We start from the raw sequence: 13916 nt of genomic DNA, 5'->3' as shown, positions 1-13916 counted from the left end.
AAGGCAGACGCTCTACCAACTGAGCTAATCACCCATGAATTTTGCGAAAGCGTTATTAAACCAAATAACCGGAAATGGCGCAAGCCTTATTTCGGCATTTCATTTATATTCCCTGCAAACTCCAGTTTTCAAAAGAGATAATTTCTTCTTTTTTGCCTGCGACCACCAACACGTCACCGCCTTCCAATGTAAACGAGGCATCCGGGTTTTCAATCCGGCCTGTGCGGCGGCGGACGAACAAGAGTTTGATGCCGTAAGCCGCCATCGGAAGCGTGCCGACTGTTTTGCCGACGGCGTATGCTTCTGCAGCCAAAGGAAAGGCGTGGCGGACGGTTTCGCCATTTTCGCCGAATCCTGCCTCATCATCACTACCGACAAACAAACCCTCCAACGCGGCATAACGGCTGTGGCGGATATTTGCCATCGTCTGATAGACGTGCCGGTACGACGCGCCGTTGCCTAACATCGCATAGCCTGCCAGCACGAGTCCGGTTTCTTTGGTGTCCGACACGGCTTCTTCCGCACCTATATCGGTAAACGTTTTCACATAATCGTCGTTGGTGGCGCGCACATATACGGGCATATTGGGATACATGGACAGCACATTGTCTAAAACGTGTTGCGTTTCGTGCATATTGTTGAGCGTCAGCACCACCATTTTCGCCCGCCCCAAACCGGCGGCTTCCAATACTTCCCTGCGTTTCGCATCGCCGAACGACACCGGTTCGCCCGCACTTCTGGCAACCTGCACCCGCGCAATGTCCAAGTCGAGCGCGAAATACGGAATATCCTCTTGGGCAAGGACGCGTCCGACCGTCTGCCCGCCCCTGCCGAAGCCGACAATCAGCACATGGTCGGACTTGCTCATGGTTTCTACCAGCATACTGTGCAGATCGAGCGACTTCATGTCCCAGCTTGACTTGACCAAACGCCCGACCAGCGCATCGCTGCCGCCCAAGAGGAAGGGCGCGATAATCATCGACAGCAGCACCGCCGCCGTCGCCGCCTGTTCCCATTCTGGCGAAACCATATCAAGCTGCCCGGCAATGGCCAGCATCACGAAGCCGAACTCGCCGCCTTGTGCGAGATACAAAGCCGTTTTGAGGCTGTCGCCGACCGAATGTTTCATTTTGAAGGCAATGGCAAACACAACCAGTGCCTTCAACACCAGCAGCATTGCCAACAGCATCAATACCTGCCGCCAGCCGCCGATCAATGCCTGAATGTCCAGCTTCATGCCGACCGTGATAAAGAAAAAGCCGAGCAAAATATCGCGGAACGGGCGGATGTCGTCTTCGACTTGGAAACGGTATTCCGTTTCCGAAAGCAGCATCCCCGCCACAAACGCGCCCAACGCCATAGACAAACCTTCCAGCTCAGTCAGATAAGCCACACCCAAGGTTACCAGCAGCACATTGATCATAAAGAGTTCGGACGATTTGCGTTTTGCCACCATCCTGAACCATCGCGACATAATTTTGCTGCCGACGAAAAACAGCAGCCCCAGCGTCAGCAGCATTTTTGCAAACGCCAAACCCAAGGCCGCCCAAATATTTCCGTCCCCTCCGCCCGCCAGCGCGGGAATCAGAATCATCAGCGGCACGACGGCGATGTCCTGCATCAGCAGCACGCCCATCGCCATCTGACCGTGCGGCTGCCCCAATTCCGTCTTTTCCGACAAAATCCGGCTCACAATCGCCGTGGACGACATCGCCAACGCGCCCGACACGGCAAACGCCCAATTGAACGGCACGCCCGTCAGCATCAGTATGCCCATTACCGACAGCATCGTAACGCCGACCTGCAAACCGCCCAGCCCGAATACCAGCCGCCTCATCGCCCTCAACTTGGGCAGCGAGAACTCCAAACCAATGCTGAACATCAGGAACACAATCCCGATTTCACCCAAATAATCCGTCGCATGGCTTTTCGGAATCAGGCTGAGCATACCGGGCCCCGCCAAAAAGCCCACCAGCAGGTAGCCCAGCATGGAGGGAATGTTGAACTTGCGGCACAGGATCACCGTAATGACCGACACCAGCAAAACAACCACAATAGGGGCAAGCGAAAATTCGTTCATAGACCGTCCGAACAGGAAAATACAGAAAAATGCCGTCTGAAACGGCATACGCCGCCGTATTATAACAAAACACCGCGCACCATCCGAAACGGGCGCGGCATACAATTCTGCTAAAATACGCCCTTTCGATTTTGAGCCGCACACCGACATGACCGCCACAGCCGCCGCCATAGACCGCCTGCTTCCCCAAACCCAATGCCGCGAATGCGGCTACGACGGCTGCCTGCCCTACGCACAGGCAGTCGCAACAGGCGAAGCGTACAACCTCTGCGCCCCGGGCGGAGAAGCCGTCATTCGGGACATTTCCGCCCTGCTCGGCAAACCCCTTGTCGCACCTGCCAAAACCCAAGCCAAAGCACTCGCCCGGATAGACGAAACCGCCTGTATCGGCTGCACCGCCTGCATCCGCGCCTGCCCTGCCGATGCCATTATGGGTGCGGGCAAACTTATGCACACCGTCATCGCCGACGAATGCACCGGCTGCGGACTCTGCGTCGCCCCCTGCCCCGTCGACTGCATCCATATGCAGCCCGTTGCCGACACCGTCCTGCCCCGCGCGCGCCGCTTCAGCCTGTCCGCCGACAGCCGTTTTGCCGCCGCCGAACACGCGCGTGCGCGCTACCTCAAACGCAACGAACGCAAACAGCGCGAAGCCGACGAACGCAAGGCCATGCTTGCCGAACGCGAAGCCGCCGTCCGCAACGCGCGTCCGCAAACACCCGACACACCGAAAAAACCGGCGTTTAACCCTGCCGACCTCATCGCCAAAGCCATGGCAAAAGCGCAAACCCAACAAGACCGCCTCGCCGCCGCCGACAACCGCAAAGACTATCAGGCGAAACAGATAGCCGAAGCCCGCGAACGCGCCGAGTTGCGCCGCGCCCAACGCGATATGAAATACGGCAGCGACAGCGAAAAAGCCGCCGCCCTCGAATATCTCAAACAATACAAAGCCAAACAGGAAGCCGCACAGAATACCGCCTCCTGACCCTTCCCTGATATGCCGTCTGAAAACCGTTTCAGACGGCATTTTATCAAGCTCTCCGTCCGCCGCACCCGTGCCGTCCGCATCTTACCGCCCACCCTTCCGGCCGCGCCGTTTTCAATAAAATATTAATTACACGCCACTACAAATTTGCTATAATCCGCCCCGAAAATCTACCCAACCCCTCAACAAAGGAACAAACCATGGGCATCAAAGTCGCCATCAACGGCTACGGACGCATCGGCCGCCAGGTTTTGCGCGCCATCTACGATTATCAGATTCAAGACCAACTCCAAATCGTCGCCGTCAACGCCAGCGGCAGCCTTGAAACCAACGCCCACCTCACCAAATTCGACACCGTGCACGGACGCTTTGAAGCCGACGTATCCCACGACGGCGGCAACCTCATCGTCAACGGCGACAAAATCCCCTTCTTCTCGACCCGCAACCCTGCCGAACTGCCGTGGAAAGAACTCGGTGTCGATTTGGTCATGGAATGCACCGGCGCGTTCACCAGCAAAGAAAAAGCCAAAGTTCATCTGGAAAGCGGCGCGAAAAAAGTCCTCATTTCCGCACCGGGCGGCGACGATGTCGATGCAACCGTCGTGTACGGCGTGAACGACAGCATCCTGACCGCCGACATGACCGTCGTTTCCAACGCTTCCTGCACCACCAACTGCCTCTCGCCGGTTGCCAAAGTGTTGAGCGAAAGCGTCGGCATCGTCAAAGGCGCGATGACCACCATCCACGCGCTGACCAACGACCAAACCGTTACCGACGTGCGCCACAAAGACCTGCGCCGCGCCCGCAGCGGCGTGGAAAACATGATTCCGACCAAAACTGGCGCGGCAAAAGCCGTCGGACTGGTACTGCCCGAATTGAAAGACAAACTCGACGGGCTTGCCATCCGCGTGCCGACCGTCAACGTATCATTGGTAGATTTGAACTTCCAAGCCGCGCGCGACACGACAATCGAAGAAATCAACGCACTGATGAAAGCCGCCTCGGAAGCAGGCGCGCTCAAAGGCGTTTTAGGCTACAACACCCTGCCCTTGGTTTCCATGGACTTCAACCACACCACCGAAGCCAGCCACTTCGACGCAACACTGACCAAAGTCGTTGACGGCAACATGATTAAAGTCTTCGCATGGTATGACAACGAATGGGGCTTCAGCTGCCAAATGCTGAACACCGCACGCCGTATGTTCGGACTTGAAGTGCGCCCGCTCAAATAAGCAATAAACCGTCAAACAAAATGCCGTCTGAAACCCGATGTTTTCAAGTTCCAGACGGCATTTTTCATTTTTTGGCAGTGATTTTGCCCGGCTGTCGCCATTTCCAATTTTAATCCACCATATTTGAACCTGACCGGAGCATAAGCCGCCATCAAAGCCCCTTGCACGCCACTTCGCGCCGCCCGATTTCCTCTTTCAACGGCACGGCGTTCAACATCCGCAGACGTTCGGCAAAATCCGCAAACGGCAGCAGCTCCGAACCGAAACGGCGCATATGTTCCGTGTCCTGCTGGCAGTCTATCAGTTCCACACCCAAATCCGCCAAAAACGGCACGGCGCAGGCAAACGCGATTTTCGACGCATCCGGTTGTAATGCGAACATCGATTCGCCGTAAAACACCCTGCCGATTTGCACGCCGTAAAAGCCGCCCGCCAACCTCGTTTCACCGCTTTCATCGGGATAATGGCACTCGAACGAATGCGCGTGTCCCATTTCGTGCAGCTTCAAATATGCCGTCTGAAACTCGGGCGCAATCCAAGTTCCGTCCTGATTCGGGCGCGCCGCTGCCGCACAATGCGCGACCACTTCCGCAAAACAGCCGTTGACCGCAACCCGATAGCTGCCGTTGCGCAGCGTTTTCGCCAGCGAGCGCGGAACGTGCAGACGTTCGGGAACAATCACCGCACGCGGGCCGACCGCATACCAAAAAAACCAACCGTCCCGAGAAAACCACGGAAACACGCCGTTCCGATACGCCTCGAGCAGCCGCCCCGCATCCAAATCGCCGCTCACGCCGACCAGCCCGTCGCACCGGGCCAAAGCATAGGTAGGATCGGGAAAGGCATAATTGTCAGGGGCAAGCAGCGGAATACGCATGGCAGTTCTCCAAAAACACAGACGGCATCCAAAATCATGAATGCCGTCTGAACAACAAACCGTCCGGATTTAACGTTTGCCCTTGGCCTGACAGTCGCTGCACACGCCGTACATATAAAGCGCGTGATCGACGATGCGGTAGCCGTTTTCCTCAGCGATTTTGTCTTGCAGGGCTTCGATTTCGGGATTGTGGAATTCCGTTACCTCGCCGCACTTCACGCAGACGATGTGGTCATGGTGGTCGCCTTTGTCCAACTCATAAACCGCCTTGCCCGTTTCAAAATGATGGCGTTGCAGAATACCCGCCTGCTCAAACTGGGTCAGCACACGGTAAATCGTCGCCACACCGATTTCCACACCCTCTTCCAACAAAATGCGGTACACATCTTCCGCACTCAAATGCTCTTCCGAATGCGTCTCGAACAAATCCAAAATCTTCAAACGCGGGCCGGTAACCTTCAGACCGCTGTCTTTCAGTTGTGCAATATTGTTGAATTTTTCCATAATATTCAATACCCCTGTAAAACAATAGACGTTATAATACGCAATTTCGGCCTGTTTGCCCACTATCGCACCATAGCAGTTTGCAATAGTAAAACCGCACCGGCGGCCGATGCGCGGACAGGGCGGATACCGCTTAATCGTATGATTATCGTTCGCTTTTATAAAATATTCAAGCAGTGTTACACTACCCATCCCGATTTGCACAGAAAGGCATTTCCGTGAACAAAACCCTCATCCTCGCCCTTTCCGCCCTCCTTGGCCTTGCCGCGTGCAGTGCCGAACGCGCCTCGCTGTTCCCCTCATACAAGCTCAAAGTCATACAGGGCAACGAAATCGACCCCCGCGCCGCCGCCGCACTCCGCCTCGGTATGACCAAAGACCAAGTCCTGCTCCTGCTCGGCAGCCCCCTGTTGCGCGACGCGTTCCACACCGACCGCTGGGACTATACCTTCAACACCTCCCGCAACGGCATCATCAAAGAACGCAGCAATCTGACCGTCTATTTTGAAAACGGCGTACTCGTCCGCACCGAAGGCGACGCCCTGCAAAACGCTGCCGAAGCCCTCAAAGACCGCCAAAACACAGACAAACCATAAGGAACACACATGACACCGCTCAAAATCGCCATCGCCGGCGCAAACGGCCGTATGGGACGCGTATTGGTTGAAGCCGTCAACAACCATCCCGACACCGTCCTTTCCGGCGCGCTCGAACACTCAGGCTCAGAAGCCCTCGGACTGGACGCAGGCTACGCCGTCGGACTCAAAACCGGCATCGCCATTTCAGACGACGTTGACGCCGTTCTCGCACAAAGCGACGTACTCATCGACTTCACCCGCCCCGAGCCCACCCTCAAACACCTGCAAAAATGCGTTGAAAAACAAGTCAACATCATCATCGGCACAACAGGCTTCGACGATGCGGGCAAAGCCGCTATCCACACTGCCGCCGAACAAACAGGCATCGTTTTCGCCGCCAACTTCAGCGTCGGCGTCAACCTCACCTTCCACATCCTCGACACCGTCGCACGCGTATTAAACGAAGGCTACGACATCGAAATCATTGAAGGCCACCACCGCCACAAAGTCGATGCCCCCAGCGGCACCGCGTTACGCATGGGCGAAGTCATCGCCGGCGCGCTCGGCAGAGACCTCAAACAATGCGCCGTTTACGGCCGCGAAGGCCACACCGGTCCGCGCGATCCGTCGACCATCGGCTTTGCCACCGTCCGCGCAGGCGACATCGTCGGCGACCACACCGCCCTCTTCGCCACCGACGGCGAGCGCGTGGAAATCACCCACAAAGCCGGCAGCCGCATGACCTTTGCCGCCGGCGCCGTCCGCGCCGCAGTTTGGGTAAACGGCAAAACGGGTTTGTACGATATGCAGGACGTACTCGGGCTGAACAACCGTTAACCCCCATACAAAATGCCGTCTGAAAAGATATTGTTCAGACGGCATTTTGCCGACAGGCTCCGTATCGGCATATGTTTCAACACACGGGACGATACATAAAGCGTCGCCCTATGTGTCGTCCTGATTTGCAAGGGATTACGCCCCTCCCAAATAAAGTCTGATTCTACCGCCCCGAAGGACAGATGTCCGAGTGGCGGGGTTTCAACCGAAAAGGAAATACGATAAAGTTGCCTGCGCGGCATAACAAGCTACGGCTCGTTTAATTGAAACCCTCCTGATCTAAAAATTCTAACTCTATTTCCCGGCAAACTATATCTATCCTAAAAGCAGTCGGAAAATCATACCTACCGCCTATCACTTCCAGCGCACCTCCATAATCCAAGATTTCATCATCCTGCTTTAATTCGCCAAGTTCCAATGTATTATCGATATCTTTATCTCGGTTTTTTGTGGCGTATCCATAGACAAATTTCAAATAGCTGAACTGCTTGAATTTAATTTTTACCCAGTCTGAATAATTAGGCATAGGGATTTCTTGAGGTAAATCCGGATAATCCACACAATTGACGATGATATGGAATTCATCGTTTTTCAAAGTATAGTTTAATAGAGTGCCCTCATATATATACAGAAATTGATAATCTTTTTTTGGAATGGTATAAGTTGTCATATTATTTTACCTTTTCAAAAACAATGAGTTTAAGATTTTTTGAGTCCAAGTTGGTTCTACTACTCTTATGAAATTTCAGTTGTTTAAACTCTTCCTTTAACAGACCATTATATTTTAACCTTAATCCCACTCGAGCCAGTTCTGCTTCATTTGGAATTCCTCTTAAATACTTATTGTTTGATGTGCCATTAATCACAATTTCTCCCCCTTTTTTTGTAATACGTGCTGCTTCGGGAAAATAATCCATTAACCGCTCAACATCCCGCCTCTTCCAAAACCGCGCGCGCGGCCAAATCCGCCGTATCTTTTTTCAACAGCAGGTGCAACGCCCTGAAATCCTGTTGCAGCGCGGCAACCTTATCGGGGTGTTCGTACCAGTCCGCCAACGCCGCCGCCAGTTTTTCCGGTTTTGCTTCAGATTGCAATAATTCCGGCACAGCCTCCTTACCCAACAGGATATTCGGCAGGCCGACATGCGGCACTTTGATTTTGCGTTTCACATAAGCATAAGTCAGCGGCGAAATCTTGTAGCTGATGACCATCGGACGCTTGCACAACGCCACCTCCAAAGTCGCCGTACCGCTCGTTACCAGCACCGCATCCGCCGCCCTGCACACTGTTTCAGACTGTCTGTCGATTACCGTCAGCGGCAATCCGGCAAACTCCGGCCGCTGCAAAACTTCCGCCAAACGCCGCTTCGTCGCCTCCGTTGCGGCAGGCAGCAGGAAGCATGCGGCAGGATAGCGTTCCAACAACAATAATGCCGTCTGAAAAAACACCGGCGCCATATAGTCGATTTCGCTGACGCGGCTGCCGGGCAGCAGGGCGAATACGGGGATGCCGGCATCCACGCCCAAAGTTTGCCGCGCCGTTTCACGGTCGTCTTCCAAGGGCATAAGCTGCGCCATCGGATGACCGACAAACTCCGCACGTCCGCCCGCATCGAGATAAAGCTGCGGCTCCATCGGGAACAGGCACAACACGCGGTTGACCTGATGCACGATTTTGCCCACACGTTCCCGCCGCCACGCCCACACCGACGGGCTGACATAATGCACGGTCGGAATCCCCGACCGTTTCAGCTTTTCCGCCACACCCAAATTAAAATCGGGCGCATCGATACCGACAAAGACATCAGGTTTCAACGACAGCAAATCCCGTACCAGCCCCCTGCGTATCCGTAAAATTTCCGGCAGCCGCCTGACCACTTCGACAAAGCCGCGCACCGCCAGCCGCTCCTGATCATAAAGGCTCTCGAAACCTTCCGCCTTCATCAGTTCGCCGCCGATACCGACAAAACGCGCCTGCGGACAACGCTTGCGGATGGCGCGTATCAGGTGCGCCCCCAACAGGTCGCCCGACGCTTCGCCGACACTGACGGCAATCAAAGGGCTTTTTTTATCAACCATATTCGTCTGTCCCCACATACTTTCACGTCCCGATGCCGTCTGAAGGCTTCAGACGGCATCGGGGTTCACATTTTCGTCCCGTTTTCCAACATCACCGCAAACTGTGCCAAGTCCGGCGGCAGCTCCGCCTTCAACACCAGCGGCTCGCCCGTGAGCGGATGGTTCAAGTGCAGCTCGGACGCGTGCAAAAACATCCGCTTCAAACCCAACTTCTGCAAACGACGGTTCGCCTGATAATCGCCGTAGCGTTCGTCGCCCGCAATCGGACAGCCTTGAGATTGCAGGTGGACGCGGATTTGGTGCGTACGACCCGTTTTCAGCGTTGCCCGCACCAAAGTCAGGTGCGACAGCCCGACACCGTGCAAAATGCCGTCTGAAAAACGGCTTAACACACGGAACACCGTGTGCGCCGACTGCCCGTCCTCGCTGACGCGTACCATCTTTTCGCCTTGTGCGCCGGTATATTTGAACAGGGGCAGTTTGACATGGAAATTGTCGTCCGGCAGTTTGCCCACCCCCAGCGCAAGGTAGATTTTTTTGGGGTGGTCGTTACGGATGGCTTCGTGAAGTTTGACGAGCGCGCTGCGTTTCTTCGCCACCATCAACAAGCCGCTCGTATCCTTGTCCAAACGATGAACCAACTCCAAATACTTCGCCTCCGGACGGGCGCGGCGCAACTGTTCGATAACGCCGAAACTCACGCCGCTGCCGCCGTGGACGGCAACGCCGGACGGTTTGTCGATGACCAAAAGCGCATCGTCTTCGTAAACAACGTCAAACGCACGCGCCGGTACGGCGGCACGCCTTTCAGACGGCATTTCCTTCTCCGCCACGCGCACAGGCGGAATCCGCACCGTATCCCCCTCCGCAATACGGCTGTCGGGTTTGCAGCGTTTCTTGTTCAACCGCACCTCGCCGGCGCGGATAATGCGGTGGATATGGCTCTTGGGAACACCCTTGAGGATTTTTATCAGATAGTTATCAAGGCGTTGACCCGCCTCATGTTCGGCAACCCCTATCAAGCTGACCGAATCTTTGCTTATTTCGTGCGTTTTCATCTATAATCCGAACATCCGTTTCAGCAAAAAGCGCGCCCGCCGCGCCCCCCTGAAACGGTTTACTTTAAAACGGAATTTTATATTAAAAACGCACTCCGCAAAGCATTTTCCCTGCGCCTGTTCCCAGCCGGCAGGCGCAGAACGTAATCAAGTTTGAATTGATTTTGCCGTTTCGGCGCGGAAGTAAGACGGCAGCCGGGCCCCAAGTCCCAAACGCAAACCGCCCAAAACACAGGCATCACGATAACAAGAAGAAGCCGGCCCCCATTTTTCCGACCGCAGCGTTCGGAACGCGGCAGACAAACCGCCGCATCGATCTTTATAGCCTTCTGTATCCGACCCTTCCGCACACGGTTCTCCGGAACGTGCATCCCTGCGGATTTTCAACTCAAAAACTGATTACCGGTTTTATCCGAAAACATCGGAAAACCCAGCCTTACGGAATGCCGAACCGGACCGGCGCGCCCGAATGCCGCCCGTCCACGAGGTGATCATGAAAAGAATGTTATTCAACGCAACGCAGGCCGAAGAGCTGCGCGTTGCCATCGTCGACGGACAAAACCTGCTGGATTTGGACATCGAAACGCTGGGCAAAGAACAGCGCAAAGGCAATATCTACAAAGGCATCATTACCCGCATCGAGCCGTCGCTGGAAGCGTGTTTCGTGGATTACGGAACCGACCGCCACGGCTTCTTGCCGTTTAAAGAAGTCTCCCGCTCATACTTCCAAGACTACGAAGGCGGACGCGCGCGCATCCAAGACGTGCTCAAAGAAGGCATGGAAGTCATCGTCCAAGTCGAAAAAGACGAGCGCGGCAACAAAGGCGCGGCGCTGACCACCTTCATCAGCCTCGCCGGACGCTATCTGGTATTGATGCCGAACAACCCGCGCGGCGGCGGCGTATCCCGCCGTATCGAAGGTGAAGAGCGTCAAGAGTTGAAAGCCGCCATGGCGGAACTCGACATTCCGAACGGCATGAGCATCATCGCCCGTACCGCCGGCATCGGCCGCAGCGCGGAAGAGTTGGAATGGGATTTGAACTATCTCAAACAACTCTGGCAGGCGATTGAAGAAGCAGGAAAAGCGCATCACGACCCTTACCTGCTCTTTATGGAAAGCTCGCTGCTCATCCGCGCCATCCGCGACTATTTCCGCCCCGACATCGGCGAAATTCTGGTGGACAATCAAGAAGTTTACGACCAAGTTGCCGAGTTCATGAGCTACGTCATGCCGGGCAATATAGGCCGTCTGAAACTCTACGAAGACCACACGCCGCTGTTTTCCCGCTTCCAAATCGAACACCAAATCGAAAGCGCGTTTTCGCGCAGCGTCAGCCTGCCCTCCGGCGGCGCGATCGTCATCGACCATACCGAAGCCCTCGTCTCCATCGACGTTAACTCTGCACGTGCCACACGCGGATCTGACATTGAAGACACTGCGTTCAAAACCAATATGGAGGCCGCCGAAGAAGTCGCCCGACAAATGCGCCTGCGCGACTTGGGCGGCTTGGTCGTCATCGACTTCATCGACATGGAAAACCCCAAACACCAGCGCGATGTGGAAAACGTCCTGCGCGACGCGCTCAAAAAAGACCGCGCCCGCGTACAGATGGGCAAACTCTCCCGTTTCGGACTTTTAGAATTGAGCCGCCAACGTTTGAAACCGGCTTTGGGCGAAAGCAGCCACGTCGCCTGTCCGCGCTGCGCCGGCACCGGCGTGATTCGGGGCATCGAATCCACCGCCCTGCACGTTTTACGCATCATTCAAGAAGAAGCGATGAAGGACAACACCGGAGAAGTGCGCGCCCAAGTGCCCGTCGATGTCGCCACCTTCCTGCTGAACGAAAAACGCGCCGAGCTGTTTGCGATGGAAGAGCGTTTGGATGTCAACGTCGTCCTGATTCCGAACATCCACCTCGAAAATCCGCACTACGAAATCAACCGCATCCGCACCGACGACGTAGAAGAAGACGGCGAACCGAGCTACAAACGCGTCGCCGAGCCTGAAGAAGACGAATCCGCCAAACCGTTCGGCGGCGAAAAAGCCAAAGCCGCCCGTCCCGAACCCGCCGTCAAAGGCGTGCGCCACACCAGCCCCGCCCCGACTGCCGCCCCCGAGAAAAAAACCTCTTGGTGGGACAGCTTCAAAGCTTGGCTCAAACGCATTTTCGGCGGCAGCGAAACCCAAGCCGCGCCCGCTGCCGAAACCTCCGAAAAACGCAGCACGGCAAACCGCAGCGGCAGCCGCGCCAACAACCGCCGCCAAAACCCGCGCCGCAGCAAACGCGAAGGCAGCAAAGTAGAAGTCCGCGAAGTGGCAGGCAAAACTGCCGGACAGGAAGCGCGTGCCGACAAAGCCGAAACGCGCAACAACGGCAACCGCCGCCGCAACGAACGCGGCGACCGTGCCGCCGGACGCGCCGACGAAGCGGAAATCCAAGACCGCAACATACAGCCTGCCGCAACCGTTGCAGATGCCGCACCGTCCGAAACCGAAGTGCAAACCGGAAAACGCCGCCGCAACGGCAGCCGCAGCGAACGCGGCCAAACCGCGCCGGAAACCGCCACCGTTGCCGAAACAACCGTTCAGACAGCGGAAAACACGCCGTCCGAACCGCATACCGCAGAAGACAAAGGCAGCAAGCCCAAATCCGAACGCAACCGCCGCGAACGCGACAGCCGAGATGCCAAAGAACGCCGCGAGCGCAACAATCAGCGCGACCGCCGTCAAAACGGCAAAAAACGCAATATTCCGTCTGCCGCCAAAATCGAGCAGTACCTGAATATTCACGACACCGCCGACAAAGTCCGTTCCGCCGCCGCGCACGTTTTCGGCGAAACCGACGCAAACGCGCCGATTACCGTCAGCATTGCCGATCCGGTTGCAGAAAGGGATCTTCCGACAGCATCTCCCGCCGTTTCAAACGGCGACGCACCGGTTTATGATGCGGCGGAAAAAATCCGCCGTGCCACCGCCGCCATCCTGCCCGAAGGCGCGACACCGAAAGCCGAAGCACAGGAAATGCCGTCTGAAAACGCAACCTTTACGGCTGCGGCGGAACAGGCACGGGAAACCGCACAAACCGGCGGACTCGTCCTGATCGAAACCGACCCTGCCGCATTGAAGGCATGGGCGGCACAACCCGAAGTCCAAGCCGGACGCGGTTTGCGCCGTTCCGAACAGCCCAAGCCGTCTGAAGCCGCAACCGTCCCTGCCGAAGAAATGATCCAAGTCGAAACCCGGCAAGGCTGAACCGACGGCGGCAAAAAGAGGTTCTGTTCCGCAGAACCTCTTTTTTACATGGGTTCGGATACCTGCAATGCCGTCTGAAACTTCGCCATTCCCGTGATTACCGAAACATTCCGCCATTCCCATGATTCCCGCAACATTCCGTCATTCCCATGAAAACGGGAATCTAGAACCTCAAACTTTCGGATAATCTTTGAATATTGCCGCCGCCCAAAGGTCTGGATTCCCACAACCTTTCGTCATTCCCGTGAAAACGGGAATCTAGAACCTCAAACTTTCGGATAATCTTTGAATATTGCCGTCGCCCAAAGGCCTGGATTCCCGCCTGCGCGGGAATGACGGCGGAGGGTGGACGATGCCGTCTGAAACTTCGCCATTCCCATGATTACCGCAACCTTTCGTCATTCCCGCCACCTTTCGTCATTCCCGTGAA

At 55.8% G+C, this 13916-nt stretch carries 13 protein-coding genes; 5 read left to right on the top strand and 8 right to left on the bottom strand.

Annotation, left to right across the window (positions count from 1 at the left end; genetic code table 11):
• Positions 1 to 103: 103 nt before the first annotated feature.
• Complete coding sequence (locus HMPREF2959_RS03020) at positions 104 to 2080, bottom strand: monovalent cation:proton antiporter family protein (protein ID WP_002218614.1); 1977 nt, start codon at positions 2078 to 2080, stop codon at positions 104 to 106.
• A 148-nt stretch (positions 2081 to 2228) separates the two neighbouring features.
• Between HMPREF2959_RS03020 and HMPREF2959_RS03015 the strand changes: the two genes are divergently transcribed.
• Together HMPREF2959_RS03015 and gap are read left to right on the top strand one after the other, a co-directional pair.
• Positions 2229 to 3068, top strand: a complete 840-nt coding sequence (locus HMPREF2959_RS03015; RefSeq protein WP_002218613.1) for an RnfABCDGE type electron transport complex subunit B — start codon at positions 2229 to 2231, stop codon at positions 3066 to 3068.
• A gap of 200 nt (positions 3069 to 3268) precedes the next feature.
• Positions 3269 to 4300 (top strand): type I glyceraldehyde-3-phosphate dehydrogenase, encoded by a 1032-nt coding sequence (gene gap / locus HMPREF2959_RS03010; RefSeq protein WP_002221877.1) that lies wholly within the window; start codon positions 3269 to 3271, stop codon positions 4298 to 4300.
• Between the two features lie 151 nt (positions 4301 to 4451).
• On the opposite strand, the gene aat is transcribed toward gap, so the two are convergent.
• Together aat and fur are read right to left on the bottom strand one after the other, a co-directional pair.
• The gene (gene aat, locus HMPREF2959_RS03005) at positions 4452 to 5177 is read right to left on the bottom strand and encodes a leucyl/phenylalanyl-tRNA--protein transferase (RefSeq protein ID WP_002233430.1); all 726 of its coding nucleotides are present in this window, start codon (positions 5175 to 5177) and stop codon (positions 4452 to 4454) included.
• A 69-nt stretch (positions 5178 to 5246) separates the two neighbouring features.
• Entirely contained in the window at positions 5247 to 5681 is a 435-nt protein-coding gene (fur, locus tag HMPREF2959_RS03000; RefSeq protein ID WP_002233429.1) for a ferric iron uptake transcriptional regulator, read from the bottom strand.
• A gap of 218 nt (positions 5682 to 5899) precedes the next feature.
• Here fur and HMPREF2959_RS02995 point away from each other — a divergent pair, with 218 nt between their 5' ends.
• The gene (locus HMPREF2959_RS02995) at positions 5900 to 6277 is read left to right on the top strand and encodes an outer membrane protein assembly factor BamE (RefSeq protein WP_002233428.1); all 378 of its coding nucleotides are present in this window, start codon (positions 5900 to 5902) and stop codon (positions 6275 to 6277) included.
• Between the two features lie 9 nt (positions 6278 to 6286).
• Entirely contained in the window at positions 6287 to 7096 is an 810-nt protein-coding gene (gene dapB / locus HMPREF2959_RS02990) for a 4-hydroxy-tetrahydrodipicolinate reductase (protein ID WP_002228897.1), read from the top strand.
• On the opposite strand, the gene HMPREF2959_RS12530 is transcribed toward dapB, so the two are convergent.
• The 5 genes from HMPREF2959_RS12530 to HMPREF2959_RS02970 are packed head-to-tail and all read right to left on the bottom strand — an operon-like array spanning position 7093 to position 10233.
• Positions 7093 to 7338, bottom strand: coding sequence for a hypothetical protein (locus HMPREF2959_RS12530; protein WP_033913479.1), 246 nt, complete (start codon positions 7336 to 7338; stop codon positions 7093 to 7095). The genes dapB and HMPREF2959_RS12530 overlap by 4 nt on opposite strands.
• Positions 7339 to 7355: 17 nt before the next feature.
• On the bottom strand, positions 7356 to 7766 hold the full coding sequence (locus HMPREF2959_RS02985) for a hypothetical protein (RefSeq protein ID WP_002233427.1): 411 nt from the start codon (positions 7764 to 7766) through the stop codon (positions 7356 to 7358).
• Position 7767: 1 nt separating this feature from the next.
• The gene (locus HMPREF2959_RS02980) at positions 7768 to 8013 is read right to left on the bottom strand and encodes a hypothetical protein (RefSeq protein ID WP_012222103.1); all 246 of its coding nucleotides are present in this window, start codon (positions 8011 to 8013) and stop codon (positions 7768 to 7770) included.
• 7 nt (positions 8014 to 8020) lie between these two features.
• Positions 8021 to 9193: a lipid-A-disaccharide synthase gene (gene lpxB, locus HMPREF2959_RS02975; protein WP_033909303.1), complete on the bottom strand. Its 1173-nt coding sequence runs from the start codon at positions 9191 to 9193 to the stop codon at positions 8021 to 8023.
• A gap of 47 nt (positions 9194 to 9240) precedes the next feature.
• The gene (locus HMPREF2959_RS02970) at positions 9241 to 10233 is read right to left on the bottom strand and encodes an RluA family pseudouridine synthase (RefSeq protein ID WP_002224797.1); all 993 of its coding nucleotides are present in this window, start codon (positions 10231 to 10233) and stop codon (positions 9241 to 9243) included.
• 493 nt (positions 10234 to 10726) lie between these two features.
• Here HMPREF2959_RS02970 and HMPREF2959_RS02960 point away from each other — a divergent pair, with 493 nt between their 5' ends.
• Positions 10727 to 13486: an Rne/Rng family ribonuclease gene (locus HMPREF2959_RS02960; RefSeq protein ID WP_002243201.1), complete on the top strand. Its 2760-nt coding sequence runs from the start codon at positions 10727 to 10729 to the stop codon at positions 13484 to 13486.
• Positions 13487 to 13916 lie beyond the last annotated feature (430 nt).

The organism is Neisseria sp. HMSC070F02, assembly GCF_001814225.1.
GTDB lineage: Bacteria > Pseudomonadota > Gammaproteobacteria > Burkholderiales > Neisseriaceae > Neisseria > Neisseria meningitidis.
Note: the sequence above shows the minus strand (reverse complement) of the source record. Positions and strands in the feature narration are given on the sequence as shown.